This is a genomic window from Massilia sp. ZL223, assembly GCF_018119395.1.
Taxonomy (GTDB): Bacteria; Pseudomonadota; Gammaproteobacteria; order Burkholderiales; family Burkholderiaceae_D; genus Telluria.
The window spans coordinates 1-26,530 of the sequence record NZ_JAGPWD010000048.1; the positions used below are offsets into that span (position 1 = coordinate 1).

Consider the following 26,530-nt stretch of genomic DNA (forward strand, 5'->3'; position numbering starts at 1 on the left):
GTCCCGGGGACACCAGGCGCCGCACCGGCGACCGGCGCCGCGCCGCGCAGCCCGCAGGCGCTGCAGGCCGCCAACGTTCCGGTCAAGAGCGAAAAGCTGGGCACCGCCGCACCCAGCACCGACGTCAAGAAGGCGCCCTCGAAGCCGGTCCCGGCCGGCACCGCGCCCGCCCTCGACAGGAAGAGCACGCCGGAGACGGCAAACAAGAAATGAAGGAGGCCCGCCGGTCATGAAAATGGGAAGCATGCCGATCGCGATCATCATGCAGCGCCGCGCGCCGCAGCACCGCTGGGCCGACGACGCCTGGGCGGCGGTCGGCGTGGTGCCGGACCGCGGCGACCTGCCGCGCCTGCAGGTGCTGAGCGAAAGCCCGGACCGCGACTACTACCTGGTCTCGGGGCTGGAACTGGAGCTGTACACCGACGAGAACGACGGCTACTACGAGAATTGCATGGCGCCCGAGTCCAAGGTGTTCGTGCTGTGGCGCATGGAGGAGGGCAAGGCCATCCCGGTGCGCGCCTCGGTCAGCTACATGGAGGGCACGCGCATGTTCGACTCCGGCGAGGACGCCGACGGCGTGACCATGCCGGCCGAGATCTACGCCTGGCTCGCCGACTACCTGCGCAAGAACTACACGCCGCGCCCTCGCAAGGGACGGCAGCACGGATGAGCGGCAAGCCCATGGCCGAAGAAGGCTTCCTGCGCCGCTGGTCGCGGCTGAAATCGACGGGGGGCGAACCCGCAGCGCCGGCTCCTGCCCCGCCGCCCGCTCCCTCCCTGCCGCAAGCAGTGGATGCGGCTCCGGGCGCACAAGCGGAGACGGCGAGGCCCTTGCCGACGCTGGAAGACGTCGCCACCCTCAGCTTCGAGTCCGACTATTCCGGCTTCGTGGCCCAGGGCGTCGACAAGGCGGTGCAGCGCCTGGCGCTCAAGAAGCTGTTCTCCGACCCGCACTTCAAGGCGATGGACGGCCTCGACATCTACATCGACGATTACAACAAAGCCTCGCCGCTGGCGGCCGACATGCTCGCCGAGTTGCGTCACGCGGACAGCGCGCTGGCGCGCGTGCTCGATGACGAAGAGCAGGACGAAGAGGCAAGCGACGACGGCGGCCAAGCCGTGCCGGAACTGCAGCAGTCGCCGCCGGAGCAATCAGGGATTCCACAAGAGAACGCACAAGGGAACGCATGAATATTCGACTCAACGACGGGGCCTCCGCCGACCCCGTGCGCAACCAGCGAGATGTGCTGGCGCGCCAGGCCGCGCACGCGGCCCTCGACGCCTTTCCCGCCTTCGAGCCCGCGATCACGGTCGACTACCGCTCGGCCGGCCGCGTGCTGGTGGTGGGAACCGCCGCCCAGGCCTTGCCCTGGGCCGACCGGCTGGCCGCCGCCTTGCCGGTGACCGCCATCGTGCTCGACGAACCGCCGCCGGGCGCGGCGCCGGCCTACCCGGTGCACGTGGCGCGCACCGTCGCCGTGGCCGGCTGGCTCGGCGCCTTCGAGGCGCGCTGGCAGGCGGCCGGGCAGCCGCTGGGCAAGGGGACCTTCGACCTGGTGCTCGACCTGTGCCCGGCGCGCCTGATCCCCAGCCACCAGCGCCCGCACGGCTATTACGCGCCGGGCGAGGATGAAAGCGCACGCGCCGCCGCGGCGGGCGAGCTGCTGGACATGGTGGGCGATTTCGAAAAGCCCAAATACTTCAACTACAAGGAACGGGTGTGCGCGCACAGCCGCAACGGCCGCCAGGGCTGCAACGCCTGCGTCGACATCTGCTCGGCCCAGGCCATCGTCGGGGATGGCGACAAGATCAAGGTCAACCCTTACCTGTGCGCGGGCTGCGGGGCCTGCAGCACGGTGTGCCCGACCGGCGCGATCACCTATGCCTATCCGCCGGCCCAGCTGACCGGCAAGCGCATCCAGGCGGCCCTGCGCGCCTTCCGCGAGGCGGGAGGCGAGGAGCCGGTGCTGCTGCTCCATGACGGAGGACGGGGCGAGGCGCTGCTGGCGCAACTCGGTGCCGAGGCGCCCGGCCGCATCCTGGGCTTGCGCCTGCACCATGCGGCCGCCACCGGCATCGACGTCTGGCTGGCGGCGCTGGCCTATGGCGCTTCAGGCGTGGCGGTGCTGATGACCGGCGAGCATGCGCCGCAATACGTGGCAGCGCTCGACCAGCAAATGGCGGTGGCGCAGGCGGTGGTGGACGGACTGGGCTATGCCGGCCCGCACTTCCAGCTGCTGCGCATCGACGCGCCGGACGAGCTGGCGCTGGCGCTGCGCCACGCGCCGCGCGGCGAGGCCCCGCGCGAGCCGGCCGTGTTCCACCTGGCGGCCGACAAGCGCAACACCCTCGACTACGCGCTCGAGCACCTGCACCGCCACGCGCCGCTGCAAGCGGATATCGTGCCGCTGCCGCCGGGAGCGCCCTTCGGCGCGGTCGCGGTCGACCGCCAGGCCTGCAGCCTGTGCATGTCCTGCGTCGGCGCCTGCCCGGCCTCGGCCCTGCAGGACGGGCAGGGCCTGCCGCAGCTGCGCTTCATCGAGAAGAACTGCGTGCAATGCGGGCTGTGCGCCAGCACCTGCCCGGAAAACGCGATCACCCTGGTGCCGCGCATGCGCTTCGGCGAGACCCGCATGCAGGCGGTGGTGCTCAACGAGTCCCAGCCTTTCCACTGCATCCGCTGCAGCAAGCCTTTCGGGACCCTGCAAATGGTCGAGAACATGCTTGGCCGCCTGGCCGCGCACCCGGCCTTCTCGGCCAACCTCGACCGCCTGCGCATGTGCGGCGACTGCCGCGTGATCGACATGATGGAGCCGCGCGACGAGATGCGCGTCACGGTGCTCAAGCGCGACTAATGCCGGCGGCCTGGCCGCTAGTCGCCAGCTTCAACACCGTCGTCCCGGCCGAGGAGGACGCCGAGTCCCGGGGGCGACGTATTGACGCAGCAGGCCAAAGAAGCGTCCTCAGCCGTACTGCCGAGAGTCATCACCCCACACCCGCCGAAACAATGGCAAAATGGTCAAGAAAGGGCAGCGCCCGCGAGCATGCCCTGCAGTCCAACGCCAGTGACCAGGAGACACCATGACGCCAACCCAGCGCTTCGTGCAGGCGCGCGATTTCCTCCAGCAGCACCGCAGCGACTACGAGACCGCCTACCGCGGCTACCAGCGGCCCCAGCTCGACAGCTTCAACTGGGCGCTCGACTACTTCGACCACCAGGCCAGGGACAACCACACGCCGGCGCTGTGGGTGGTCGAGGAAGACGGCAGCGAGCAGAAGATCTCCTTCGCCGACATGGCCGCGCGCTCGAACCAGGTGGCCGAGTACCTGCGCCTGTGCGGCGTGCGGCGCGGCGACCGCGTGCTGCTGATGCTGCCCAACCGGGTCGAGCTGTGGGAAATCATGCTGGCCGGGATCAAGCTCGGCGCCGTGCTGGTGCCGACCACGATGCTGGTCTCGGGCGCCGACCTGGCCGACCGCCTGGAGCGCGGCCGCGTCAGCCACGTGGTCGCCCAGGCGTCCGAGGCCCACAAGTTCGACGGCCTGGAGGGCAACTACACCCGCATCGCCGTCGGCGGCGCGCTGGAAGGCTGGCGCGACTTCGAGGACAGCCGCTCGGTGCTGTCCGTGTTCACGCCCGAAGGCGAGACCCGGGCCACCGACCCGCTGCTGCTGTACTTCACCTCCGGCACCACGGCCAAGCCCAAGCTGGTGCTGCACAGCCACCAGAGCTATCCGGTGGGCCACCTGTCGACCATGTACTGGATCGGCCTGCAGCCGGGCGACGTCCACTGGAACATCTCTTCGCCGGGCTGGGCCAAGCACGCCTGGAGCTGCTTCTTCGCGCCCTGGAACGCCGGCGCCACCGTATTCGTCTACAACTACGAGCGTTTCTCGGCCAAGGCCTCGCTGGACACCATCGTGCGCTGCGGCGTCACCTCGCTGTGCGCGCCGCCCACCGTGTGGCGCATGATGATCAAGGAAGACCTGGCGGCCTGGAAGCCGCCGCTGCGCGAGCTGGTGGGCGCGGGCGAGCCGCTCAATCCGGAAGTCATCGAGCAGGTCGAGCGCGCCTGGGGCATCCGCATCCGCGACGGCTTCGGCCAGTCCGAGACCACCTGCCAGATCGGCAATTCGCCCGGCCAGCCGATCAAGCCGGGTTCGATGGGCCGCCCGCTGCCGGGCTACCAGGTGGCGCTGCTCGACATCGACGACCAGCCGGCGCAAGAGGGCGAGATCTCGGTGAAGCTGGACGCCGCACCCATCGGCCTGATGCTGTGCTACGAGGGCGACGAGGCCAAGACGGCGGACGTGATGCGGGCCGGCTACTACCACACGGGCGACACCGCCACCGTCGACGCCGACGGCTACTATTTCTACGTGGGTCGCAACGACGACGTGTTCAAGTCCTCGGACTACCGCATCAGCCCCTTCGAGCTGGAGAGCGTGCTGATCGAACACGAGAGCGTGCTGGAGGCGGCCATCGTCCCGAGTCCCGATCCCGTGCGCCTGTCGGTGCCCAAGGCCTTCGTCACCCTGCGCCAGGGCGTGGTCCCGAGCCGCGAGCTGGCCGCCGCGCTGTTCGCCTTCACCCGCGAACGCCTGGCGCCCTACAAGCGCATCCGCCGCATCGAATTCCGCGAACTGCCCAAGACCATCTCCGGCAAGATCCGCCGCGTCGAGCTGCGCAAGGAGGAAGCCGGCCGCGGCGCGGCCCAGCAGCAGACCGGCATGGAGTATCGCGAAGAGGACTGCGGAAACTGATGCGCGCCTGTCCCGTGCGTGTGGCACGCACGGGACGATTGGCTTCATAATGCCTTCGACGTTTTGACAACTTGTTGCGGCGCCTGCGGGCGCCGCAATCTCTACCGGCAGCCTATCGATGACCACCAAGAAGCGATCCACCAAGGCCGATCCGGTCTATGAAGTACGCAAGTCTCCCGTCCACGGCAACGGCGTGTTCGCCCTCAAGCCGATCGCGGCCGGCGAGCGCATCATCGAATACCGCGGCGAGCGCATCACCTGGGATGAGGCGACCGAGCGCGCCGCCGAGGCTGGTGGCCCGGTCAACCACACCTTTTATTTCAGCCTGGCGGACGGCCGGGTGATCGACGGCGGCCGGCGCGGCAACGACGCGCGCTGGATCAACCACGCCTGCACGCCGAATTGCGAAGCCTTCGAAGACGAGGGGCGGGTGTATATCCACGCCATGCGCGACATCGAGGCCGGCGAAGAGCTGAACTACAACTACGCGCTGATCTACGACGAGCCGCACACGGCCAAGCTCAAGAAGCAGTTCGCCTGCCGCTGCGGCACGCCCGGCTGCACCGGCACCATGCTGGCGCCCAAGCGCCGCAGCCGCGGCAAGCAATCCGCCACCGCCTGACCGGAGTCCCTTTCATGCATGTCGTCCGCAGCCTGCTCGAAACAGACCTGTACAAATTCACGATGTGGCAGGCGCTGCTGCACAGCCACCCCGGCGCCCACGGCGAATACGAGTTCCGCTGCCGCAACGAGCCGGCCTATCCGCTGGCCGAGCTGAAGGACGAGGTCGAGGCCGAGCTCGATCACCTGTGCTCGATGATGTTCAGCGAGGAGGAGGTGGAGTACCTGCGCTCGCTGCGCTTCATCAAGAGCGACTTCGCCGACTTCCTGACCCTGTTCCGCTTCCAGCGCAAGTTCATCCACGTCGAGACCGACGGTCCGCACCTGCGCATCCGCGCCAGCGGGCCGATCGTGCACGTGATGGGCTTCGAGATCTTCGTGCTCTACATCGTCAACGAGCTGTACTTCCGGCGCTTCGACCAGCAGGCGGCCGTGACGGAAGCGCGGCTCAGGCTGCAGCAGAAGATCGACGAGTTCCGCGCCTTCGGCCAGGAGCCGGCGCGCGCCAATCCCTTCGAGTTCTTCGACTTCGGCGTGCGCCGCCGTTTCTCCGGCGAGTGGCACGACGAAGTGGTGGCGACCCTGGCGCGCGAGCTGCCGCAGTATTTCAAGGGCACCTCGAACGTCTACCTGGCGCGCAAGTACAACCTGGTGCCGATCGGGACCATGGCCCACGAATACCTGCAGGCCCACCAGGCCTTCGGCGTGCGCCTGCGCGACTTCCAGAAGATGGCGCTGGAGGACTGGGTGCAGGAATACCGGGGCGACCTGGGTACGGCGCTGACCGACGTGGTCGGGATGGACGCCTTCCTCAGCGACTTCGACCTGTACTTCGCCAAGCTGTTCGACGGCCTGCGCCACGACTCCGGCGACCCGGTCGCCTGGGGCGAGAAGGCGCTGGCGCACTACGCCCGGCTGCGCATCGACGCGCGCACCAAGCGCCTGGTGTTCTCAGATGCGCTCACGGTGCCCAAGGCCCTGCACCTGTACCGGCACTTCGCCGACCGCGTGATGACCGGCTTCGGCATCGGCACCAAGCTCACCAACGACACGCCATATCCGGCAATCAACATCGTGATGAAGCTGGTGCGCTGCAATGGCCAGGCGGTGGCCAAGCTTTCCGATGAGCCGGGGAAATCGCAATGTACCGATGCGACCTTCATCGCTTACCTGCGGCAGGTGTTCGACCACCCGGAAAAGTGAACCGGGACGTCCGGACGCTGTGAGTGCGGCTTGACCCTGGTCGCAGCGGGAGCGCGGCGGACCGAGGCGATCTAGCCGCCCAGGCCGAGCACGCGGCGCGGCGCATTGCCCGCATCCTCGAGCTGGAAGGTATGCACGACCGCCGCCAGCTCGGCCGCCTGGGTGCGCAGCGACTGCGCCGCGGCGGCGGCTTCCTCGACCAGCGAGGCGTTCTTGAGCGTCATGTCGTCGAGGCGCGCGATGGCCCCGTCGACGCGCTCGATGTCGGCGCGCTGGGCTTCCGACGCGGCCGTGATGCCGCCCATGATGTCGCTGACCCGGTGCACGCCATCGACCACCTTGCGGATCGTGTCGCCGGCTTCGCCGACCAGCGCCGTGCCGGCGCCGACCTTGGCCACCGAATCCTCGATCAGCGCCTTGACCTCCTTCGCGGCGGCGGCCGAGCGGTGCGCCAGGTTGCGCACTTCGCTGGCGACCACGGCGAAGCCGCGGCCCTGCTCGCCGGCGCGGGCGGCTTCGACCGCCGCGTTCAGGGCCAGGATGTTGGTCTGGAAGGCGATGCCGTCGATCACGGCGATGATGTCGACGATCTTGCGCGACGAGGCCTCGATCAGGTGCATGGTCTCGACCACCTGGCCGACCGCGGCGCCACCCTGGACCGACATCGTCGAGGCGTTCTCCGCCAGCGCGCTGGCCTGGGCCGCGTCGGCGGCGTTCTGGCGCACCGAGCCGATCAGCTGGGTCATCGAGCTGGCCACCTGGGCCAGGGCCTCGGCCTGGAGCTCAGTGCGCTTCGACAGCTCCAGGTTGCCGGAGGCGATTTCCGACGACGCTGCCTCGATGGCGTCGGTGCCGGCCCGCACCCGGGCGACGATGCCGCTCAGGCCGTCGCGCATGGCGCTCATCGCGAACAGCAGGCTGGACGGACCGGCGCGCGCCGTGTCGACGGGGCGGTGCAGCTCGCCGCCCGCGATGGCGCGGGCCACTCCGGCGGCGTAGGCCGGCTCGCCGCCCAGCTGCCCGAGCAAGCTGCGCGTCAGCGCCAGGCCGACCACGATGCACAGGAGGACCGCCAGGGCGCTGGCGGCCGTGATCAGGCCGCGCGTCTGGGCCGCCTCGGCATTGGCGGCCGTGCTGGCCGCCGCCGTGCGCGCCTGCAGCTTGGCGAGCAGGTCGCCGATGTCGGCCACGATCTGGCGGCGCAGGGGATTGCATTCCTCCGCCAGGAAGCGGCCGTAGCCCTCCATGTCCTGCGCGGCGCGGTAGGCGCGCGGGCGCTCCAGCGCGCCGGCCATGGCCAGCATGCCGGTCTTGACCTTCGCGTATTGCGCGTCGTCCTTGAGGAGGGGATCGAGGCGCGCCAGCGCGGCCAGGTAATCGGCCTTGCGCGCGTCGACCAGCGCCAGTTCCTGCTGCGCCGCGGCGTCGTCCTTGAAGATGTAGGCGTTGCGGGCCGCCATGCCGGTCTGGGCGAGCGCCTCGCGCGCCGCATACAGGGGCTCGAGCTCGGCGTTGCGGACCGCATCGGCGGCCTGAAGGGCGCCTTCGATGCTGTTCACGCGCGTGATGGCGAAGGCCGCCAGCATCAGGGTGACGGATAGGATCAGGGCGAACGCGGAGTACAGCCGGGTGGCGAGACTCCCATGTTGAAAAAAAGTCATGATAATGGGCGGGTTCAGGGGAATGACGAGGATTGGGTCATTGATGAAAACGCGTCAATTATGCATTGATCATTTCCACATGGCAATGTAATTTGATGAATTTGAGTGATATTTACATCAGCTAAGGCGCTCACGGAGGGCAAGCTCAGCCGTATCGTCAAATCGGCTATACTGAACAGTCACGCAGGCCCAATCATGCAGAACATCCCGACCGACGAGGACCCGGTCCTCACCACGACTGCCGCCGCCCAGATGCTTGGGGTAGCCACCAGCACCGTCCAGCTATGGATGGAGAGCGGCGCCATCGCCTCCTGGAAGACTCCCGGCGGCCACCGCCGCACCCGCCGCAGCGCGATCGAGGCGCTGCTGGCCAGGGCGGGCCCGGCCTCGGCGCTGCTCGGCGTGGAGCAGCCGCTCGCAGCCGTGGAGCCGGAATTCCTGCTGCAGGGAGGCGAAGCCTTTCCCACCGGTCCGGGCGAGGCGCGGCGCCTGCTGGCCCTGGCCGGCACCGGCTTGATCGACAGCGCGGAGGAAGAACGCTTCGACCGCATCGCGCGCCTTGCCGCGATCGTCACGGATTCGCCGATCGCCCTGGTCTCGCTGCTGACCGCGAAGCGCCAGTGGTTCAAGGCCAGGGTGGGGCTGGAGGCCCGCCAGACCCCGCGCGAATGGGCCTTCTGCTCCCACGCCATCCTCCACGACGGACCGTTCACCGTCGAAGACGCGACGGCGGACGAACGCTTCCGCGAGAATCCCCTGGTGCTGGCCCAGCCGCATATCCGTTTCTATGCGGGCGTGCCGGTGCGCGACCGCGACGGCTTGCCGATGGGAACCCTGTGCGTGATCGACCGCGAGCCGCGCAGGCTGCGCGCGGCCGAGCTGCAGGCGCTGCGCGACCTGGCCGAGATCGCGTCCCAGGAAATCCAGGGCAGGCAGGCCTGATTCGCTTCAGCCCGAGGTGCTTGCCGGCGGCGCCAGCCGCCACAGCTCGGTCGGCAGGGCGGGTGGTGCGTCCGGCTTGAAGAAAGCCGAGTCCTGGATGTGCGAGGTGGTCACGTAGAGCGCGCCGTCCGGCCCCTGGGTGAAGGTATCGGGCCAGCGCAGGCGCGCGTCCTGCACCACGATGCGCGCTTGCCCGCCCGGTCCCTGGCCGAGGTCGCGCAGCTTCACGGCATCTTCTTCGACGGCGGACAGCAGCATCTCGTTGGTTCCGCGCGGGATCAACAGGCCGTCCGAGACCCCGTTGCGCCCGTAGTCCTCGACCTTGCCGCCCACGTCCGCGCCGTGCATGCCCTCGCCGGTCAGGACCGCGGTGGGAATCCGGTACAGCGTGTCGCCCTTGATTGCCTGCCAGTACAGCCAGGCGCCGTCGTCGGACAGGGCGATGCCGTCGGCCGAGAATTCCACCCCGCGCCCGTCCGGGCGGCGCAGCTCTTTGCCGTCGGCGCTGACGTTCAGGCCCTTCTTCATCTGGGTCGACGGATGGCCGTCGAGCAGGCGCACCGTCTTGCCGCTGGCGATCTCGACCACCAGGATCGCGCCCACCACGCCCGAATCGGTGATGAAGGCATGCCGGCCGTCGTTCGAGAAGCGCACGTCGTTCAGGTAGGAGCCCTGGGGCGCCGCGTCCTCGCCGAAAGCGATGGTCTGGACCGCCTTGTCGCTCGCCAGTTCGATGCGCACCAGCTTGGCGCCGCCCGCCACCAGGTGGGCCTGGGCCGGCGCCGCCGGGTCCAGCACCCACAGGCTGCCGCGCCCGTCCGCGACCACGCTCTGCACGCATACCCAGTGTTCTTCCGGCGCCAGCTCGTCCTTGCGCGCGTTGCGCCAGGCGTTCCAGCGGCCGTCGGGGTAGGGACGCAGGGTGCCGTCCTTGTTCAGTTCCGCCACCGAGACGGCGCTGTCCTCGGTCCAGCGCGGGAAGTTGACGAAGATGCGGCCGTCTTCCGAGACGGAGACGCCGGTGACCTGGTGCTCGAAGCGGGCGACCTGTTCGATCGTCCATGGCTGGGTGGTGTCAGGCATGCTGTTCCTTTCGCGCGTTGGTGTTGCGGGACCGGTTGGCCGGCGGCTTCGGGGCCGCGGCGCGCTTCTGTTCTTCTTCCTGCTCATGGCGCAGGCGCTGCTGCAGCATGGCCACCACCGCCGCTTCCTCCGGCTGCAGCGCGTGCAGGTCCTCGCTCAGCTCCTGCTCGGTGCGTTCGCGCAGCACTTCCAGCACCGTGCCCTCGAGGTAGGCGTCCAGCACGGCCGGGTGGACATAGCACTTGCGGCAGATCGAGGGCGTATTGCCGAGCTTTTCCGCCACCGATTCGATGGCGCGCACGATGTTCTTCTTGGCCTGGGCTTCGGAGTCGAACTTCTCGAACTCCTGCAGCGCCAGCGCCGCCAGCACCGTGCCCGACCAGGTGCGGAAATCCTTGGCCGTGTATTCCTCGCCGGTGATGCTGCGCAGGTAGTCGTTGACGTCGCTGGAATCGATGCTGTGGGTTTCGCCTTCGTCGTCCACGTACTGGAACAGTTCCTGTCCAGGCAGGTCGCGGGCGCGCGCGATGATGCGCGCCAGGCGCCGGTCCTGCACCTTGACCTTGTGATAGACCCCGCTCTTGCCGCGGAAGCGGAACTCGACTTCGCTGCCGTCCACCTTCACGTGGCGGTTGCGCAGGGTGGTCAGGCCGAAGGACTTGTTGGTGCGCGCGTATTCCTCGTTTCCAACGCGCATCATGGTCGCTTCGAGCAGGTAGACGATGGTGGCCAGCACTTTTTCGCGCGGCAAGCCCGGCAGGCCGAGGGCGCGATCGACCTCGGCGCGGATGGCGGGCAGGGCCTGGCCGAACTTGAGCATGCGCTCGTACTTGACCTCGTCGCGGGTCGCGCGCCACTTCGGGTGGTAGCGGTATTGCTTGCGTCCCTTGGCGTCGCGGCCGGTGGCCTGCAGGTGGCCGTTGGCTTGCGGACAGATCCAGACCTCGGTCCAGGCCGGCGGGATGACCAGCGACTTGATGCGCGCCAGGGTTGCCTCGTCCTCGACCGGCTCGCCCTTGGCGTCGAGGTAGCGGAAGCCGTCGGCGCGCGGCTCGCGCCGGATGCCGGGCTTGTCGTCGTGTACGTAGCGCAGGCCGGCGGCGCGCGCGGCGGCGGGCGGGTCGGCAAGGGCGGTGGCGATGTCGCCGGGGGAATCGATGAGCATGACAAGGTCCGGATCTGATGAATTCCCGGCGATGCTACGCCGGGAATATGGATCGGACCGTTCGCGAAGTAACCTTGCGCGCGTGTGCCTGGGCGTTTGAGTAGCAGGCGCCGGCCGGCGCCCGCGCTCAGCCGCGCTGGCGGCGGCGCAGCGCCGCGCCCATGCCCAGCAGGGCCAGGCCCATCAGCGGCAGCGCCCCCGGTTCCGGCAGTACATAGGCCTGGCCCGGATCGTCCACGCGCGCGCCCAGGACATCCGTGCCGCCGTTCCAGCGGCGGTTGTAGTTGTAGCTGTTCTTGAAGCGCAGGTCGCGCGCACCGAGCGCGGTGTGGAAGTAATTCGAATTCAGGTGGTAGCTCCACAGCCCTTGCGCCGACATGTCGACCGAGGCGTAGGAATCGGCCTGGCCCGAGAAACCATTGCTGCTCGGGACGGTAGTGCCGACGATGGTGTTGAGCGGGTTGCCGACATCCATGCCGGTGTCGAAGAACAGGCGGGCGAGGAAGGTGCCCTGGGTATAGCCGTTGGCGCAGCTGTACCCGCAGCGCACGCCGGTGACGCTGGCGGCCAGCGTGGTCTTGCTCATGGTCGACAGGTCGCGCCAGTACAGGTCCATGTAGCCCCGGGTGGCCGGGAAGGGATTGGTGGCCGAGGGCGTGCCGCGTTCGATTCCGTAGAACATGCCAGTCACCTGGCCCCCGCTCAAGCCGTTGACGAAGAAGATGTCGCCGGTCGGGTCGATTTGGTCGTGCGGCGTGTTAACGCTGCCTTCTTCCATGGTCGTCATGATGAAGACGCCCCAATTGATCTCCTTCCCGTCGGTCCAGGTGCTGGCGCCGTTGATGGCAATCTGCTCCTGGCCCGAGTACTTCAGGTATGCAGGACCGGGTGGAAGCGCTGTCGCGGGAGCGGCGTGGGCGCCGCAGCTGAGGGCTGCGCCGGCGAGCAGGAAGGCGATGCGGTTTTTCATGGAGCGTCCTTTGGTAGGCGTTTGGGGGCTTGCCATGTATGTACCTAGCAAGCCCCATGCCACCTACCTGACGCCCAGACCCATCTCTTTGATTTTGATCAATCTTCGTGGTTCGCGGACGAGATCTATCCGAGAAGAATAGGTGTTACATCTTGTTTTTTGTAAAAAATGCCGACAGGTAAGCGGCAGGTCATCACGGCAAGCGCAGGGGGGCGGCCTCAGGCCTGCTCGGTGCGCGCCGCCACCTGGGCCAGCAGCTCGCTCAGCTCGACCGTGTTGACCGGCTTGACCATGTAATGGTCGAAGCCCGCCTGGCGCGCGGCGTCGCGGTCCTGCTGGCGCCCGTAGCCGGTGGCCGCCACCAGGGTGGACGCCGTGGTCTGGGGCAGGCGGCGCAGGCGCCGGGCCAGTTCGTTGCCGTCCATGTCCGGCAGGCCGATGTCGAGCAGGCAGACCTGGGGCGAGAAGACCTTGGCCACTTCGAGCGCGTCTTCGGCGCAGTAGGCGATCTCCACGTCGTGCCCGGCGGCGGCGAGGAAGAGGTTGAGGGTATGGGCGGCGTCCAGGTTGTCGTCCACCACCAGCACGCGTAGCGAGCCGGCGGGCGGGGCATCGGCCGGCCGCGGGGCGGCCGCGGGCCCTGCCTGGACCCCGGCCTGCGCGCCGGCCTGGGCATGGCGCGGCAGGCGCACTGTGAAGGTGCTGCCCTTGCCCAGGCCCGGGCTGCGCGCGCCCACGCTGCCGCCATGCAGCTCGACCAGGCTCTTGGCCAGGGCCAGGCCCAGTCCCAGTCCGCCCTGCGAGCGGTCGGGCGTGCGCTCGGCCTGGGTGAACAGGTCGAACACGCGCGCCACCAGGCCCGCTTCCATGCCGATACCGTCGTCGGTCACGCTCAGCACGTAGTCCTGGCCTTCTTCCTTGAGCTGCAGGGAGATGTGGCCGCCCTCCGGGGTGTACTTGGTGGCGTTGCCCAGCAGGTTGGCGACTACCTGCACCAGGCGCTTGTGGTCGCCCTTGACGCTGGCCGGGCTCTCCGGCAGCTCGAGCACCACCTTGTGGCGGCGCGCCGTGATCAGCGGGCGGATCTGCTCGGCCGCGTCGTCGACCACGTTGCGCAGGTCCAGCACCTGGGTCGACAGCGACACCAGCCCGCGCGTGACCCGCGAGACGTCGAGCAGGTCGTCCACCAGGCTGGTCATGTGCTCGACCTGGCGCGCGATGATGGCGCAGGTCTGGGTGATCTGGGCGTTGTCCGAGTGGAGCAGCTTGAGCAGGTGGGCGCCGGTGCTGATCGGCGCCAGCGGGTTGCGCAGCTCGTGCGCCAGCATCGCCAGGAATTCGTCCTTGCGCTGGTCGGCCGCGCGCAGCTCGCGCTCGGCCAGGCTGCGCGCCGCCTCTTTCTTTTGCAGGGTTTCGGCCATCTCGTCGAGCGCCTCGGCCAGGCGGCCGATTTCCTCGCGGCCGTATTCGATGCCGGTGCGGGCGTCCAGGTCGCCGGCGGCGATGCGGCGCGCGGTGGTCATCAGCTTGCGCACCCGCTGCACGATCAGCTTGTCGCCCGCCAGCCAGGCGGCCAGCAGGGCCAGCAGGGTGGTCGCGCCCAGGCCCAGCAGGGACATCAGCTGGGCTTCGCGCGCCACCTCGGTGATGGTCCCGGTGGGCACGCCGATGGTCACCGTGTACTCCGACAGCGAGGGCGGACCGACGCGGGCGAAGGCGTGCAGGCGCTCGACGCCGTCCTCGCCGCGCACCACCACCGCGCGCTGGTGCGGGCCGCGCATGGCGGCGCTCAGCGCCGGCGAGATCTTCTGGCCGAACCAGCGTTCCGGATCGGGCCGGCGCGAAATCAGGAGGCCGCTGGAATCGGCGGTCTCCAGGATCGAGCCGGGCGGCAGGTTGATGTCGTTGACGAACGTGTCCAGGCCGGCCAGGTCCATGGCCGCGAACACCACCGCCACCACCTGGCCGCGGCGGTCGATCACCGGGTAGGTCAGGTTGATGGTGTGCTTGCGGATCACGCGCCCGAACACGTAGTCGCCGGCGATGAAGCGCCGCTCCGAGACGGCGCGCTTGAAGTGGCGGCGGTCGCCCAGGTTCACCGGGTGCAGCATCGGCACCGCGCTGCAGGTGACGTCGCCGTTCATCTGGATCAGGCCGAAGTTGACATAGCCCTCGTTGCGGTCCAGGACATCGGCCAGCAGCGCGTTGCAGCGCGCGGGATCGCCCATCAGGTCGGGCACGCTGACCAGGTCGACCAGGATCTGGCGCGCGCGCTCGATCGATTGCGCCTCGTTGGCGGCGGCCAGGCTGGTCAGGCGCTTGAGGTTGTCCTCGGAGGCGCGGATCGCCGCTTCGCGCTCGCGCAGGCCGCCCAGCACCGTCACGATCGCGATCGGCGTGATCGCCAGCGCGACCAGCAGCATCAGCCTGCTGCGCAGGCTGTTCAGGCGGAAGCGGCCCAGCAGCGAACTCATTGCCGTCCCGGCCCGCCGGGCGGGCGCTCGCCCAGCATGCGCTCGCCGAAGGCGACGATGCGGCTTACGCCTTCGCTCAGGGTGGCCTCGTCGTCCGAGATGTAGCCAAGGCGGATGAAGCCCGGCACGCCCAGCGCCTCGCCGGGCATCACCGCGACCTTTTCCTGCTCCAGCAGGGCTTCCGCGAAGGCGATGGTATCGTGGGTAAGGGCGCGCACGTCGGCCCACAGGTAGGGGCCGGAGGCGGGCGCCGCCATCCGCATCCAGGGCACGCCGGCGACCTGGCCCACCACCATGTCGCGGCGCGCGCGGTAGTCTTCCAGCAGGGCGTGCAGGGTCCCGCTCTCGAAGGCGGCGACGGCCGCCAGCTGCGACAGCCAGGGCACCGCGGCGGTGACCGGCCCCTGCAGGTTCTGCATCGCCTCGACCAGGGGACGGGGCGCGACCGCGAAGCCGACCCGCCAGCCCATCATGGCGTAGCTCTGCGAGGCCGAGAACAGGGTCACCACGCCCAGCTCGCGCCAGTCGCACAGGCTGGCCAGGCTGGTATGGCCGCCTTCGAAGATCAGGTGCTCGTAGCTCTCGTCGGCGATCACCTGGGCGCCGGTGCGCAGGGCCCAGTCGCGCACGTGCTCCAGCTCCTGCCGGGTATATACCTTGCCGTTCGGGTTGTGCGGGTTGTTGATGACCAGGACCTTGACCGGCCCGAGCGCGTCCAGCACGGCCGGCGTCAGGGTGTCGGGCAGGTCGGCCACCACCAGCTTCAGGCCGAGCAGCCGGGCGCTGGCCAGGTAGGCGGGCCAGTAGGGGCGGAACACGGCCAGGCTGTCGCCCGGATCGGTCATCGCGTACAGGGCCTGGTAATAGGCTTGCTTGGCGCCGTTGGTGACGATGATTTCGCCGGGCGCGGCGTCGAAGCCGTTTTCGCGCCGCAGTTTGGCGCTCAGCGCTTCGCGGATGGGGAGCGCGCCGTGCACGTCGGAATACGGCATGGGCCGGTCGGCGTCGACGGCCTGGCGCACGGCGTCGCGCACGGGCGCCGGCGCCGGGAAATGGGAAATCGCGATCGACAGGTCGATGACCCGTTCGCCGGCGTGGCGCAGCGCGTCGGCGCGTCCATGCATGGCGGTCGTCGCCAGCGGGCGGGAATGCGCAATCCGGTCGGAGATCTTCATCGCTTCGCTCGATAGGTTGTTGCCGGCGCCAGTGCGCACCTGGACAGTGCAAGACACCGCCATTGCCGGATTGTACTAAATATTTGCGGATTGTCTCTATCGCACAGAAATGGTGCGAGGCATTTGGTTGACACTTCAACTATCCGCGCATGTAATATACGCGCAACACCAGAACGGGGAGCATGAATGAACATCGTGTGCGTAGGCGGCGGACCGGCGGGCCTGTACTTCGCCCTGCTGGCCAAAAAGCGTCATCCGGACTACCGGCTCACCGTCGTCGAGCGCAACCGTCCCAGCGACACCTTCGGCTGGGGCGTGGTGTTTTCCGACCAGACCCTGGGCCACCTGGCCCAGGCGGACGAGCCGAGCGCGCGCGAGATTCTGCAATCGTTTAATCACTGGGATGCGATCGACGTCCATTTCAAGGGCCGCACGGTCACCTCCGGCGGCCACGGCTTCTGCGGCATCGCCCGCAAGCGCCTGCTGAACATCCTGCAGGAACGCTGCCGCGCCCTGGGCGTGGAACTGGTGTTCGAGCAGGACGTGCGCGACGAGGCCGAGCTGGCGCGCCGCTACCAGGCCGACCTGATGGTCGCCTGCGACGGCGTCAACAGCGCGATCCGCCAGCGCCACGCCGAGGTGTTCCAGCCCGAAGCCGAGCCGCGCCTGTGCCGCTTCGTGTGGCTGGGCACGCGCAAGCGCTTCGACGCCTTCACCTTCGCCTTCGAGGAGACCGAGCACGGCTGGTTCCAGGCCCACGCCTACCAGTACGACGGCGCGACCTCGACCTTCATCGTCGAAACCCTGGAATCGACCTGGCGCGCGGCCGGACTGGAAGAGATGGACCAGCAGCAGGCGCTGGCTTTCTGCGAGCGCCTGTTCGCGCGCCACCTGGACGGCCACGCCCTGATGGCCAACGCCGCCCACCTGCGCGGCTCGGCGATGTGGATCCGCTTCCCGCGCCTGGCCTGCCGCAACTGGGTGCACCGCCTGGAGCTGGACGGGCGGCGGGTGCCGCTGGTGCTGATGGGCGACGCCGCCCACACCGCGCACTTCTCGATCGGTTCGGGCACCAAGCTGGCGCTGGAGGATGCGATCGAGCTGGCGGGCGCCCTGGACGGCGGGGACATGGATGCGGCCCTGGCCCGCTACCAGGACCTGCGCATGGTCGAGGTGCTCAAGCTGCAGAGCGCGGCGCGCAACTCGATGGAATGGTTCGAGAACGTGGCCCGCTACAGCGCGATGGAGGCCGGTCAGTTCGCCTACTCGCTGCTGACGCGCAGCCAGCGCCTGTCGCACGAGAACCTGCGCCTGCGCGACCCTGCCTACGTGGCCGGCTTCGAGCGCTGGTTCGCCGAACGCGCCGCGCGGGAAGCCGGGCTGCCGCCGCCGCAAGCCCCGGTGCCGCCCATGTTCACCCCGTATAAAGTACGCGGGGTGCTGCTCAAGAACCGGGTGGTGGTGTCGCCGATGGCCCAGTACTCGGCCGAGGACGGGACGGTGGGCGACTACCACCTGGCCCACCTGGGCGCGCGCGCCCTGGGCGGCGCCGCGCTGGTGATGGCCGAGATGACCTGCGTCTCGGCCGACGCCCGCATCACCCCGGCTTGCCCTGGCCTGTACACGCCGCAGCACACGGCGGCCTGGAAGCGCATCGTCGACTTCGTGCACGGCTCCACCGACGCGAAGATCGGGGTGCAGCTCGGCCATGCCGGCGCCAAGGGCTCGACCCGGGCGGCCTGGGACGGCATCGACCTGCCGCTGGAGTCGGGCAACTGGCCGCTGGTGGCGGCGTCCAGCCAGCAGTACATCGAAGGCGTGTCGCAGACCGCGCGCGCCGCCACCCTCGAGGACCTGGATCGCATCAAGCGCGACTTCGTGCGCGCCACCGAAGCCGCGGCGGACGCGGGCTTCGACTGGCTGGAGCTGCATTGCGCCCACGGCTACCTGCTCTCCAGCTTCATCTCGCCGCTGACCAACCGCCGCAGCGACGCCTACGGCGGCAGCCTGGAGAACCGCTGCCGCTTTCCGCTCGAAGTATTCGCGGCCGTGCGCGCCGCCTGGCCGCAGGACCGGCCGATCAGCGTGCGCGTCTCGGCCCACGACTGGGTCGAAGGCGGCATCCTGCCTTCCGACGCGGTCGAGATCGCGCGCCTGTTCAAGCAGGCCGGCGCCGACATGATCGACTGTTCCTCGGGCCAGGTCAGCAAGCTGGAAAAGCCGGTGTTCGGGCGCATGTTCCAGACCCCGTTCTCGGACCGCATCCGCAACGAGGCGGGCATCCCGACCATCGCCGTGGGCGCCATCTACGAGGCCGACCACGTCAACAGCATCATCGCCGCCGGGCGCGCCGACCTGTGCGCGGTGGCGCGTCCGCACCTGGCCAACCCGGCCTGGACCCTGCTGGAGGCCGCGCGCATCGGCTACACCGGCGCCGCGTGGCCGCGCCAGTACCGCGCCGGCAAGCTGCAGCTGGAGCGCAACTTGGAGCGCGAACGCGCGCTGCAGGCGGCCAATGCCGGCCTGAGCCCGCAGCAGGTGGCGGCGCGCCTTCTCGAAGGCTGAAACCCTTATCCATAGGAGTCATCCATGCACTATCTACCGGGCGAAGCGCACCGGCTGCCGGGCGGCCGCGCCAGCCTCAAAGGCCACCAGGCGCAGCACTTCCTGTTCGCGCTGGAGGGCGGCGTCGCCACCATCACGCTCAACCGCCCCGAGCGCAAGAATCCGCTGACCTTCGAGTCCTATGCCGAGCTGCGCGACCTGTTCCGCGCGCTGGCCTATGCCGACGACGTCAAGGCGCTGGTGATCACCGGCGCCGGCGAGAACTTCTGCTCGGGCGGCGACGTGCACGAGATCATCGGGCCGCTCACCAAACTGGACATGCCGGGCCTGCTCGCCTTCACGCGCATGACGGGCGACCTGGTGAAGGCCATGCGCGCTTGCCCGCAGCCGATCGTGGCGGCGGTGGACGGCGTGTGCGCCGGCGCCGGCGCGATCCTGGCCCTGGCCTCGGACCTGCGCTACGGCACCGCGCGCAGCCGCACGGCCTTCCTGTTCACCCGCGTGGGCCTGGCCGGCGCCGACATGGGCGCCTGCGCGCTGCTGCCGCGCCTGATCGGCCAGGGCCGCGCCGCCGAGCTGCTGTATTCGGGCCGGGCGCTGGGCGGTGAAGAGGGCGAGCGCTGGGGCTTCTTCAACCGCCTGTGCGAGCCGGACCAGGTGCTGGGCGAGGCCCAGGCCTTCGCCGCCAAGCTGGCGAATGGTCCCACCTTCGCCCACGGCATGACCAAGAAGATGCTGCAGCAGGAATGGAACATGGGCGTGGACGAAGCCATCGAGGCCGAGGCCCAGGCGCAGGCGATCTGCATGGCCACCAATGACTTCCACCGCGCTTACCACGCCTTCGTGGCCAAGCAGCAGCCGCAGTTCGAGGGGGATTGATGGAACGCCTCGACTATCTCGACTGGCCATTCTTCGAACCCCGCCACGGCGAGCTGGCGCGCGAACTCGATGCCTGGGCCGCGGCCCACCTCGACGGTGCGCACCGCCACGACGTGGACAGCGCCTGCCGTGGCCTGGTGAAGCGGCTGGGCCAGGCGGGCTGGCTGCGCCATGCCGTGGGCGGCGCGGCCCACGGGGGCGTGCGCGACAGCATCGACACCCGCGCCATCTGCCTGATCCGCGAAACCCTGGGCCGCCATGCGGGCCTGGCTGATTTCGCCTTCGCCATGCAAGGACTGGGCAGCGGCGCGATCTCGCTGTTCGGCACGGACGAACAGAAAGCGGCCTACCTGCCGCGCGTGGCGCGCGGCGAAGCGATCGCCGCGTTCGCGCTGTCCGAGCCGCAGGCCGGTTCCGATGTCGCCGCCATGCAGTGCGCGGCGCGGCGCGACGGCGACGACTGGGTGCTGGACGGCGAAAAGACCTGGATCTCGAACGGCGGCATCGCCGACTTCTATGTCGTGTTCGCGCGTACCGGCGATGGCGGCGGCGAGGGCGGACGAGGCGCCAAGGGCATCTCGGCCTTTATCGTCGACGCCGATGCGCCGGGCTTGCGGATCGCCGAGCGCATCGACGTGATCGCCCCGCACCCGCTGGCGCGCCTGTCCTTCGAAGGCTGCCGTGTTCCCGCTGCGCGCCTGGTCGGCGAGGAAGGGCAGGGCTTCAAGATCGCCATGGCCACCCTCGACGTGTTCCGTACTTCGGTGGCGGCGGCCGCGCTGGGCTTCGCACGGCGCGCGCTGGATGAAGCGCTGGCGCATGTCCGGGCGCGTCCGATGTTCGGCAAGACCCTGGCAGACTTCCAGCTGACCCAGGCCAAACTGGCCCAGATGGCGACCGACATCGATGCTTCTGCACTGCTGACCTACCGTGCGGCCTGGATGCGCGACCAGGGCCGCAAGGTGACGAAGGAAGCCGCGATGGCCAAGCTGACCGCGACCGAGTCCGCCCAGTGCGTGATCGACGCGGCGGTGCAGCTGTTCGGCGGCCAGGGCGTGCAGAGCGGGCGCATGGTGGAAAGCCTGTACCGCGAGATCCGCGCCCTGCGCATCTACGAGGGCGCGAGCGAAGTGCAGTTATTGATCGTGGCGCGGGAACTGCTTGCCGCGCAAAAGGAAAAATGATGATGGAGATCCTGCAGCCCGCAGACTGGGTGCGCCCGAAAGGCTATTCGAACGGTATCGCCGCATCCGGCCGTCAGGTCTTTGTGAGCGGCATGATTGGCTGGGACGCCGAAGGGCGCTTCCAGACCGACGATTTCGTCGGCCAGGCGCGCCAGGCGCTGGAGAATGTCGTGGCGGTGCTGCGCGAAGCCGGCGCCGGGCCCGAGCACATCGTGCGCATGACCTGGTACGTGGTCGACAAGCGCGAATACCTGGACGCCGGCGCGGCCCTGGGCGCGGCCTACCGCGACACCATCGGACGCCACTTCCCGGCCATGAGCGCCGTGCAAGTGAGCGCGCTGATGGAAGACCGGGCGCGGGTCGAGATCGAGGTGACCGCGGTCGTTCCCGATCAGGCTGGCTGACATTCTTTCGTTACGGAACATTCAATGGCTGCAGGGAGCTGCCGGACGGCGGAATGAGCGCCGCCGCGGGGGCGTTTCTGTTACGGTGGTTCCATCGACAAACGGAGCAGCCATGGATACCCAGATCGTACGCGTCATCGAAGAGATCGAGGACGCCGAGCGCGCCCGCAAGGCGCTGCTCGACGCCGGATTCGACCGCGACAGCATCGAGATCAGCCATACCGGCGACGAAGCCGGGCCCTCGGAGGCCAATTTCACGGTCGGCGATTCGCCCGCCGTGAAGGGCGGCACCGACTACAAGGACGTCTACACGCCCGGCCTGGAAATCGGCAAGTGCGTGATCACCGTCAGCGCGGCGGATCCGGCGCGCCTGGAACAGGCCGCCGCCATCCTCGAACAGCACGGCGCCAAGGACAACGATCCGGCGCACGCGGCGGCGCGCCGGAACGAAGCAAGCGGACTCAGGTCCAGCTGAGGTCGGTCTTCGACAGCGGCAGCTCGCGCACGCGCTTGCCGGTCGCCGCGAAGATCGCATTGCACACCGCCGGGGCCAGCGGCGGCAGGGCGGGCTCGCCCAGGCCCGTCACCGGATAGTCCGACTTGACGAAGTGCACTTCGATCTTGGCGGGCGCATCCGGCATGCGCAGCAGCTGGTAATCGTGGAAGTTGCTTTGCACGATGCGGCCCTTGTCGATGTTCAGCTCCGGGAACATCAGGGTCGACAGGCCGTCGATCACCGAACCCTCGACCTGGTTTTCCGCCCCGGACAGGTTGACGATCTGGGCGCCGATGTCGGTCGCCACCACCACCCGGTCGACCTTCAGCTTGCCGTCGCGCGAGACCGTGACCTCGGCCACCTGGGCCACGTAGCCGCGGTGGCTGAAGTGGAAGGCGAGGCCCTGGCCCTGGCCACGCGGGAACTTCTTCTTGCCCCAGCCGGCCTTGTCCGCCGCCGTCATGAGCACGGACTTCATGCGCGCCACGCTGTAGGGCTGGCCGCGCTCGCCGGTACCCGGCACCACGTCCTTGTCGCCCAGCAGTTCCAGGCGGAACTCGAGCGGATCGCGGCCGCCCGCATGGGCCAGCTCGTCGATGAAGCTGTGGAAGACCCAGGCGAACACGCAGCTGCCCGGCGCGCGCCACGGGCCCATCGGCACGCGGCATTCGAGGGCGGTCTGTTCGAGCTGGACATTGGGCAGCCAGCGGCCCGGGAATTCGTCGCCCGACAGGTTGCCGCCGCTGCCGGGCTGCAGCACGCTCTGGCCGTCGCGCTCGACGCGGTTGGCGAAGGTCACGAAATGGTTTTGCCAGGCCACCGCCTTGCCGGCCGCATCCACGCCGCCGCGCAGGAAGTGGAAGCCCCCCGGGCGGAAGTGGTCGTGCTGCAGGTCGTCCTCGCGGGTCCAGGTCAGCTTGACCGGGGCCTTCACTTTCTGTGCGATGGCGGTGGCTTCGACGATGAAGTCCGAGCTCAGGCGCCGGCCGAAACCGCCGCCGCTGCGGATGATGTGCAGCGTGATCTTTTCTTTCGGGATGTTGAACAGGCTCGTCACCAGGGCCTGGCCGGCGCCCGGGTTCTGGGTCGGCGCCCACAATTCCAGCGAACCGTCTTCCTTGAACCAGGCGGTGCAGTTCTGCGGCTCCATGCTGGCGTGCGAGATGAAGGGATAGCTGTAGGCCGCCTCGACGGTCTTGGCCGCGCCCTTGAGCGCCGCCGCCACGTCGCCGTCCTTGCGCTGGGTCAGCGTGCCCGGCTTGCTGCTCGCCGCTTTCGCCTGGGCCGTGAAATCGGCCCAGCTGTGGCCGGGGCCCGGACCTTCATCCCATTCCACTTCCAGGGCGCGGCGGGCGCGCATGGCGTTCCAGGTCGAGTTGGCGACGATCGCCACGCCCGGGCGCAGCGCGTTCAGGGCGCCGGCGCCGTCGACGATGAAGGCGTCCTTGACGCCCGGCATGGCGCGGATCGCGTCCAGGTTGGCGCGCAGCGCCTTGCCGCCGAATACCGGGCACTTGGCGTAGACGGCGTACAGCATGCCGGGAACCTGCACGTCGATGCCGAACAGGGGCTTGCCGCTGACGATGGCGGCATTGTCGACGCCGCCGATGCGCTTGCCCAGCAGCTTGAAAGCGGCCGGATCCTTCAGCACCACCTGGTCGGCAGCGGGCACCGGCAGCTTGCCGGCCGCCTCGGCCAGGGCGCCATAGCCCAGGCGGCGTTTCGTGGGCGTGTGCACGACGAAACCGCCGGCGGTCGCGCATTCGCCCGCCGGCGCCTTCCAGGCCTGGCTGGCGGCCTGGACCAGCATGGCGCGCACGGTGGCGCCAAGACGGCGGAAATCGTTGTAGTTGGTCGGGGTCGAGGTCGAGCCGCCCGCGCCCTGGCTGCCATAGGCCGGATCGAGGTCGCCCTGGACGATGCGCACATCCTTCCAGTCGACGTCGAGTTCCTCGGCGATCACCATGGGCAGCGAAGTCTTGATGCCCTGGCCGATCTCCGGCTGCTTCGAGATCAGGGTCACGCGGCCGTCGCGCGCGATGCGGATGAAGGCGTTGGGCACGAAGTCCGGGCCGGCCGGACCGGCCGGAGCGGCGCCGGCGGCGGCCGCCAGGACGCCCTCGGCCGACATGCCGAGCAGGAAGGCGCCGCCGAGGGCGCTGTTGCGCAGGAAGCCGCGACGCGAGGAAGAGAGTGGCGCGCTCATTTCTTGCCGTTTCCGGTGGCTGCGATCTCGGCCGCGCGGTGGATGCCGGCGCGGATGCGGGTGTAGGTGGCGCAGCGGCACAGGTTGCCCGCCATGGCCTCGTCGATCTGGGCGTCGCTCGGCTTGGGATGCTGCTTGAGCAGGGCGCAGGCGCTCATGATCTGGCCGGACTGGCAGTAGCCGCATTGCGGCACGTCCAGTTCTTGCCAGGCAAGCTGCAAGGGATGCCGGGCTTTCGCGTCCAGGCCTTCGATGGTGGTGATCTTTTGCTTGCCGACGCTCGAGACCGGCGTCAGGCAGGAGCGCGCCGGCACGCCGTCCAGGTGCACCGTGCAGGCCCCGCACTGGCCCAGGCCGCAGCCGTACTTGGTGCCGACCAGGCCCAGCGTGTCGCGCAAGGCCCACAGCAGCGGCGTATCCGGCTCGACGTCGACGGCCTGGGCTTGGCCATTGACCTGCAAGGTGTATTTACTCATGGCGAACTCTCGTGGTTATCAGGACATGGACTGAACAATCCACCATCCTAGCGGAAATCTGACGGCCTCGACAGTAGCGAAAAGCTGCACACAAAAGGCGTATTCTCGGTCGCTCGACCTAATAATGTGTAATACTTGGTTGTCGATCAGCCAACAGATGCAAATCCCATGCTTAAGCCTGGCTCACGCGTATCTGCACCGAACCTGAAGTTCCGTCTGGCTTGCGTGGCCGCTGCGCTGGTGTTCGTCACGACCCTGTTGGTTACCCTGTCGACCCTGTCCGTGGCCGAACGCGGCATGAAGGCGGTGATCGGCAACCAGCAGTTCACCATGCTGGCTGGGGCGGTGTCCTTCATGGACGACCGCATCAGCGACCGCGTGCGCCAGATCGAGGCGATGGCGGCGAACACGCCGCAGGCGGCCTTGCGCGACAACATGCTGATGCAGCAGTACCTCGACGTCCAGGCCCGCATGTGGGGCAACGACTACCTGAACTTCCTCACCCTGGCGCGCACCGGCGAGATGGTCGTGACCCTGCGTGAATTCCCGCCGGGCCGCAGCCTGAACGCCACCGGTGTCGACTATTTCGAGCGGGTGATGCGTACCCGGGCGAGCGTGATTTCGGAGCCGATCCTCAGCCGCCTGTCGGACAAGAACGTGGTGATTTTCGCGGCGCCGATCCGCAATGCGGACGGCGAAGTGGAACAGGTGCTGGTCGCCAGCGTGGACCTGCAGGGTTCAGGTTTCCTGCGCCAGATCGGCTCGCTCCGCCCGGGCAACTCGGGGTATCTCTACCTCATGACCGCGAAAGGCATCCTGATCGACCACCCGGAAAAAGATCGTGTGATGGAACATGTTAACGCTAAACCCGGTCTCAACACCGCCACCGAGCGCGCCTTGACAGGGTATGAAGGCTGGGTGGAGGGGCGCGGCAAGGATGGGCGCGAATCCATCTATGCGTTCAAGCGCCTGCGCACCACCGGCTGGATCCTGGCGGCGCGCTACCCGAGCGACGAGGCCTTCGCGCCGCTGGCCGAAATGCGCCGCAACGCCTTCTTCGGCGCGCTCGGCCTGGCGCTGGCCTCCGGGGTGCTGGCTTGGGTGCTGGTATTCCGGCTGCTGGGGCCGCTGGAGACCCTGCGCGACCAGGTCTGGGCGATTCGCCACGATGCCAGCGACATCGCGGTGCTGCGCGACGGCCGCAAGGACGAAATCGGCGAACTGGGGCGCGCCTTCTACGAGCTGATGGCGGAGCGCGAGACGTCCGAAGGGGACCGCAATGCGACCGAGAAGCGCTTGCGCACGATTGCGGACAACCTGCCGGTGCTGATTGCCTACCTCGACAGGGAGCGGCGTTTCGGCTTCGGCAACGCCACCTTCGAAAAGTGGTTCGACGTATCGCTGGCGCAGCTGGCCGGCATGACGGTGTCGGAACTGATGGGGCGCGAAGCCTATGCCCAGGTGCGGGACAAGCTCGACGAGGCCTTCGCCGGCCACAGTGTCACCTGCGAAGTGAAGCTGGATGTGCCCGGCGCGCCGCGCTATCTGCAGGGCACCTTCATTCCCGATCTCCAGCTGGACGGCACGGTCGCCGGCGTCTACGCCCTCATGCACGATGTAACCCATACCAAGGAAGTCGAGGAGCAGCTGGTGCAGCTGACCCGCATCGATACCCTGACCGGGATCGCCAACCGTCACATGTTCACCGAAACCCTGCAGCATGCCCTGGACCGGGCCCGGCGCAGCCGCAAGCCGCTGGCCCTGGCCTATCTCGACGTCGACCATTTCAAGCGCATCAACGACACCTATGGCCACGGCGTCGGCGACGAGGTGCTGAAGGAGTTCGCGCGACGCCTGACGGCGGGTGTGCGCAATACCGACACCCCGGCGCGCCTGTCGGGCGACGAATTCGTCGTGATCCTGGAGGAGATCTCGTCGCCGGCCGAGGCCGAACGCATCGCGGCCAAGATCGTGGCGACGATGCGGGTGCCGATCGACACCAGCAAGGGGCCGCTGCAGGCATCGAGCAGCGTCGGCATCGCCTTGTCGCACGCGGACCAGAACCAGGAAGAGTTGCTGGCGGCAGCCGACAGTGCGCTGTATGAGGCCAAGCGAAAGGGCAGGGACGGCTATGCGATCTTCGATGGAGACGCGACGCCAAAGGAGGGCCATCCGGCGTCGCCAGGTTTGGAGGCGCCGGGCAGGTGAAGGCTGAAACGGCCGGGCTGGCGGCGATGGGCCAGGATTGAACCTGGCTCCGAG

The 26,530-nt window shown here is 68.7% G+C and carries 21 protein-coding genes and 1 pseudogene; 14 read left to right on the forward strand and 8 right to left on the reverse strand.

What is annotated here, in order from left to right; genetic code table 11:
- From KBW95_RS22115 to pncB, 7 genes and pseudogenes are all read left to right on the forward strand, one after another.
- Positions 1-213: pseudogene (locus tag KBW95_RS22115) on the forward strand (hypothetical protein); the annotation flags it as partial.
- A gap of 16 nt (positions 214-229) precedes the next feature.
- Positions 230-670, forward strand: a complete 441-nt coding sequence (locus tag KBW95_RS22120; RefSeq protein ID WP_211524391.1) for a DUF3305 domain-containing protein — start codon at positions 230-232, stop codon at positions 668-670.
- Positions 667-1,191 carry a DUF3306 domain-containing protein gene (locus KBW95_RS22125; protein ID WP_211529356.1) on the forward strand — a complete coding sequence of 175 codons (525 nt, stop codon included), beginning with the start codon at positions 667-669 and terminating at the stop codon, positions 1,189-1,191. The genes KBW95_RS22120 and KBW95_RS22125 overlap by 4 nt, the downstream gene beginning before the upstream one ends.
- A complete protein-coding gene (locus tag KBW95_RS22130; protein WP_211529357.1) occupies positions 1,188-2,855 on the forward strand; it encodes a 4Fe-4S binding protein in 1,668 nt (555 codons plus the stop codon). Before KBW95_RS22125 ends, KBW95_RS22130 begins: the two co-directional genes overlap by 4 nt.
- A gap of 226 nt (positions 2,856-3,081) precedes the next feature.
- Entirely contained in the window at positions 3,082-4,764 is a 1,683-nt protein-coding gene (locus KBW95_RS22135; RefSeq protein ID WP_211524388.1) for an AMP-binding protein, read from the forward strand.
- A gap of 118 nt (positions 4,765-4,882) precedes the next feature.
- Positions 4,883-5,386, forward strand: coding sequence for an SET domain-containing protein (locus tag KBW95_RS22140; RefSeq protein ID WP_211524387.1), 504 nt, complete (start codon positions 4,883-4,885; stop codon positions 5,384-5,386).
- A gap of 14 nt (positions 5,387-5,400) precedes the next feature.
- A complete protein-coding gene (gene pncB, locus KBW95_RS22145; RefSeq protein ID WP_211524386.1) occupies positions 5,401-6,588 on the forward strand; it encodes a nicotinate phosphoribosyltransferase in 1,188 nt (395 codons plus the stop codon).
- Between the two features lie 71 nt (positions 6,589-6,659).
- On the opposite strand, the gene KBW95_RS24835 is transcribed toward pncB, so the two are convergent.
- The gene (locus KBW95_RS24835; protein WP_211529358.1) at positions 6,660-8,249 is read right to left on the reverse strand and encodes a methyl-accepting chemotaxis protein; all 1,590 of its coding nucleotides are present in this window, start codon (positions 8,247-8,249) and stop codon (positions 6,660-6,662) included.
- A gap of 195 nt (positions 8,250-8,444) precedes the next feature.
- Between KBW95_RS24835 and KBW95_RS22155 the strand changes: the two genes are divergently transcribed.
- Complete coding sequence (locus tag KBW95_RS22155) at positions 8,445-9,191, forward strand: GAF domain-containing protein (protein WP_211524384.1); 747 nt, start codon at positions 8,445-8,447, stop codon at positions 9,189-9,191.
- A 6-nt stretch (positions 9,192-9,197) separates the two neighbouring features.
- Here KBW95_RS22155 and KBW95_RS22160 read toward each other — a convergent pair whose 3' ends face one another.
- The 5 genes from KBW95_RS22160 to KBW95_RS22180 form a co-directional block, all read right to left on the reverse strand.
- The gene (locus KBW95_RS22160; RefSeq protein WP_211524383.1) at positions 9,198-10,274 is read right to left on the reverse strand and encodes an L-dopachrome tautomerase-related protein; all 1,077 of its coding nucleotides are present in this window, start codon (positions 10,272-10,274) and stop codon (positions 9,198-9,200) included.
- Positions 10,267-11,439 carry a DNA topoisomerase IB gene (locus tag KBW95_RS22165; protein ID WP_211529359.1) on the reverse strand — a complete coding sequence of 391 codons (1,173 nt, stop codon included), beginning with the start codon at positions 11,437-11,439 and terminating at the stop codon, positions 10,267-10,269. Before KBW95_RS22165 ends, KBW95_RS22160 begins: the two co-directional genes overlap by 8 nt.
- 127 nt (positions 11,440-11,566) lie before the next feature.
- Positions 11,567-12,409 (reverse strand): PEP-CTERM sorting domain-containing protein, encoded by an 843-nt coding sequence (locus KBW95_RS22170; protein ID WP_211529360.1) that lies wholly within the window; start codon positions 12,407-12,409, stop codon positions 11,567-11,569.
- A 218-nt stretch (positions 12,410-12,627) separates the two neighbouring features.
- On the reverse strand, positions 12,628-14,883 hold the full coding sequence (locus tag KBW95_RS22175; protein ID WP_211529361.1) for an ATP-binding protein: 2,256 nt from the start codon (positions 14,881-14,883) through the stop codon (positions 12,628-12,630).
- On the reverse strand, positions 14,880-16,115 hold the full coding sequence (locus KBW95_RS22180; RefSeq protein ID WP_373888842.1) for a pyridoxal phosphate-dependent aminotransferase: 1,236 nt from the start codon (positions 16,113-16,115) through the stop codon (positions 14,880-14,882). The genes KBW95_RS22175 and KBW95_RS22180 overlap by 4 nt, the downstream gene beginning before the upstream one ends.
- A 129-nt stretch (positions 16,116-16,244) precedes the next feature.
- On the opposite strand from KBW95_RS22180, the gene KBW95_RS22185 reads away from it, so the two are divergent.
- From KBW95_RS22185 to KBW95_RS22205, 5 genes are all read left to right on the forward strand, one after another.
- Positions 16,245-18,623: a bifunctional salicylyl-CoA 5-hydroxylase/oxidoreductase gene (locus KBW95_RS22185; RefSeq protein WP_211529362.1), complete on the forward strand. Its 2,379-nt coding sequence runs from the start codon at positions 16,245-16,247 to the stop codon at positions 18,621-18,623.
- Positions 18,624-18,647: 24 nt separating this feature from the next.
- A complete protein-coding gene (locus KBW95_RS22190) occupies positions 18,648-19,502 on the forward strand; it encodes an enoyl-CoA hydratase family protein (RefSeq protein ID WP_211529363.1) in 855 nt (284 codons plus the stop codon).
- A complete protein-coding gene (locus KBW95_RS22195) occupies positions 19,502-20,686 on the forward strand; it encodes an acyl-CoA dehydrogenase family protein (RefSeq protein ID WP_211529364.1) in 1,185 nt (394 codons plus the stop codon). The genes KBW95_RS22190 and KBW95_RS22195 overlap by 1 nt, the downstream gene beginning before the upstream one ends.
- Positions 20,687-20,688: 2 nt before the next feature.
- Positions 20,689-21,090: a RidA family protein gene (locus tag KBW95_RS22200; protein WP_211529373.1), complete on the forward strand. Its 402-nt coding sequence runs from the start codon at positions 20,689-20,691 to the stop codon at positions 21,088-21,090.
- Positions 21,091-21,202: 112 nt separating this feature from the next.
- A complete protein-coding gene (locus tag KBW95_RS22205) occupies positions 21,203-21,565 on the forward strand; it encodes a hypothetical protein (protein WP_211529365.1) in 363 nt (120 codons plus the stop codon).
- Here KBW95_RS22205 and KBW95_RS22210 read toward each other — a convergent pair.
- Both KBW95_RS22210 and KBW95_RS22215 read right to left on the reverse strand, forming a co-directional pair.
- Positions 21,552-23,792, reverse strand: a complete 2,241-nt coding sequence (locus KBW95_RS22210; protein WP_211529366.1) for a molybdopterin cofactor-binding domain-containing protein — start codon at positions 23,790-23,792, stop codon at positions 21,552-21,554. The two genes, KBW95_RS22205 and KBW95_RS22210, sit on opposite strands and share 14 nt — an antisense overlap.
- On the reverse strand, positions 23,789-24,268 hold the full coding sequence (locus tag KBW95_RS22215) for a (2Fe-2S)-binding protein (RefSeq protein ID WP_211524373.1): 480 nt from the start codon (positions 24,266-24,268) through the stop codon (positions 23,789-23,791). Before KBW95_RS22215 ends, KBW95_RS22210 begins: the two co-directional genes overlap by 4 nt.
- Before the next feature lie 168 nt (positions 24,269-24,436).
- On the opposite strand from KBW95_RS22215, the gene KBW95_RS22220 reads away from it, so the two are divergent.
- The gene (locus KBW95_RS22220) at positions 24,437-26,476 is read left to right on the forward strand and encodes a diguanylate cyclase domain-containing protein (protein ID WP_211524372.1); all 2,040 of its coding nucleotides are present in this window, start codon (positions 24,437-24,439) and stop codon (positions 26,474-26,476) included.
- Positions 26,477-26,530 lie beyond the last annotated feature (54 nt).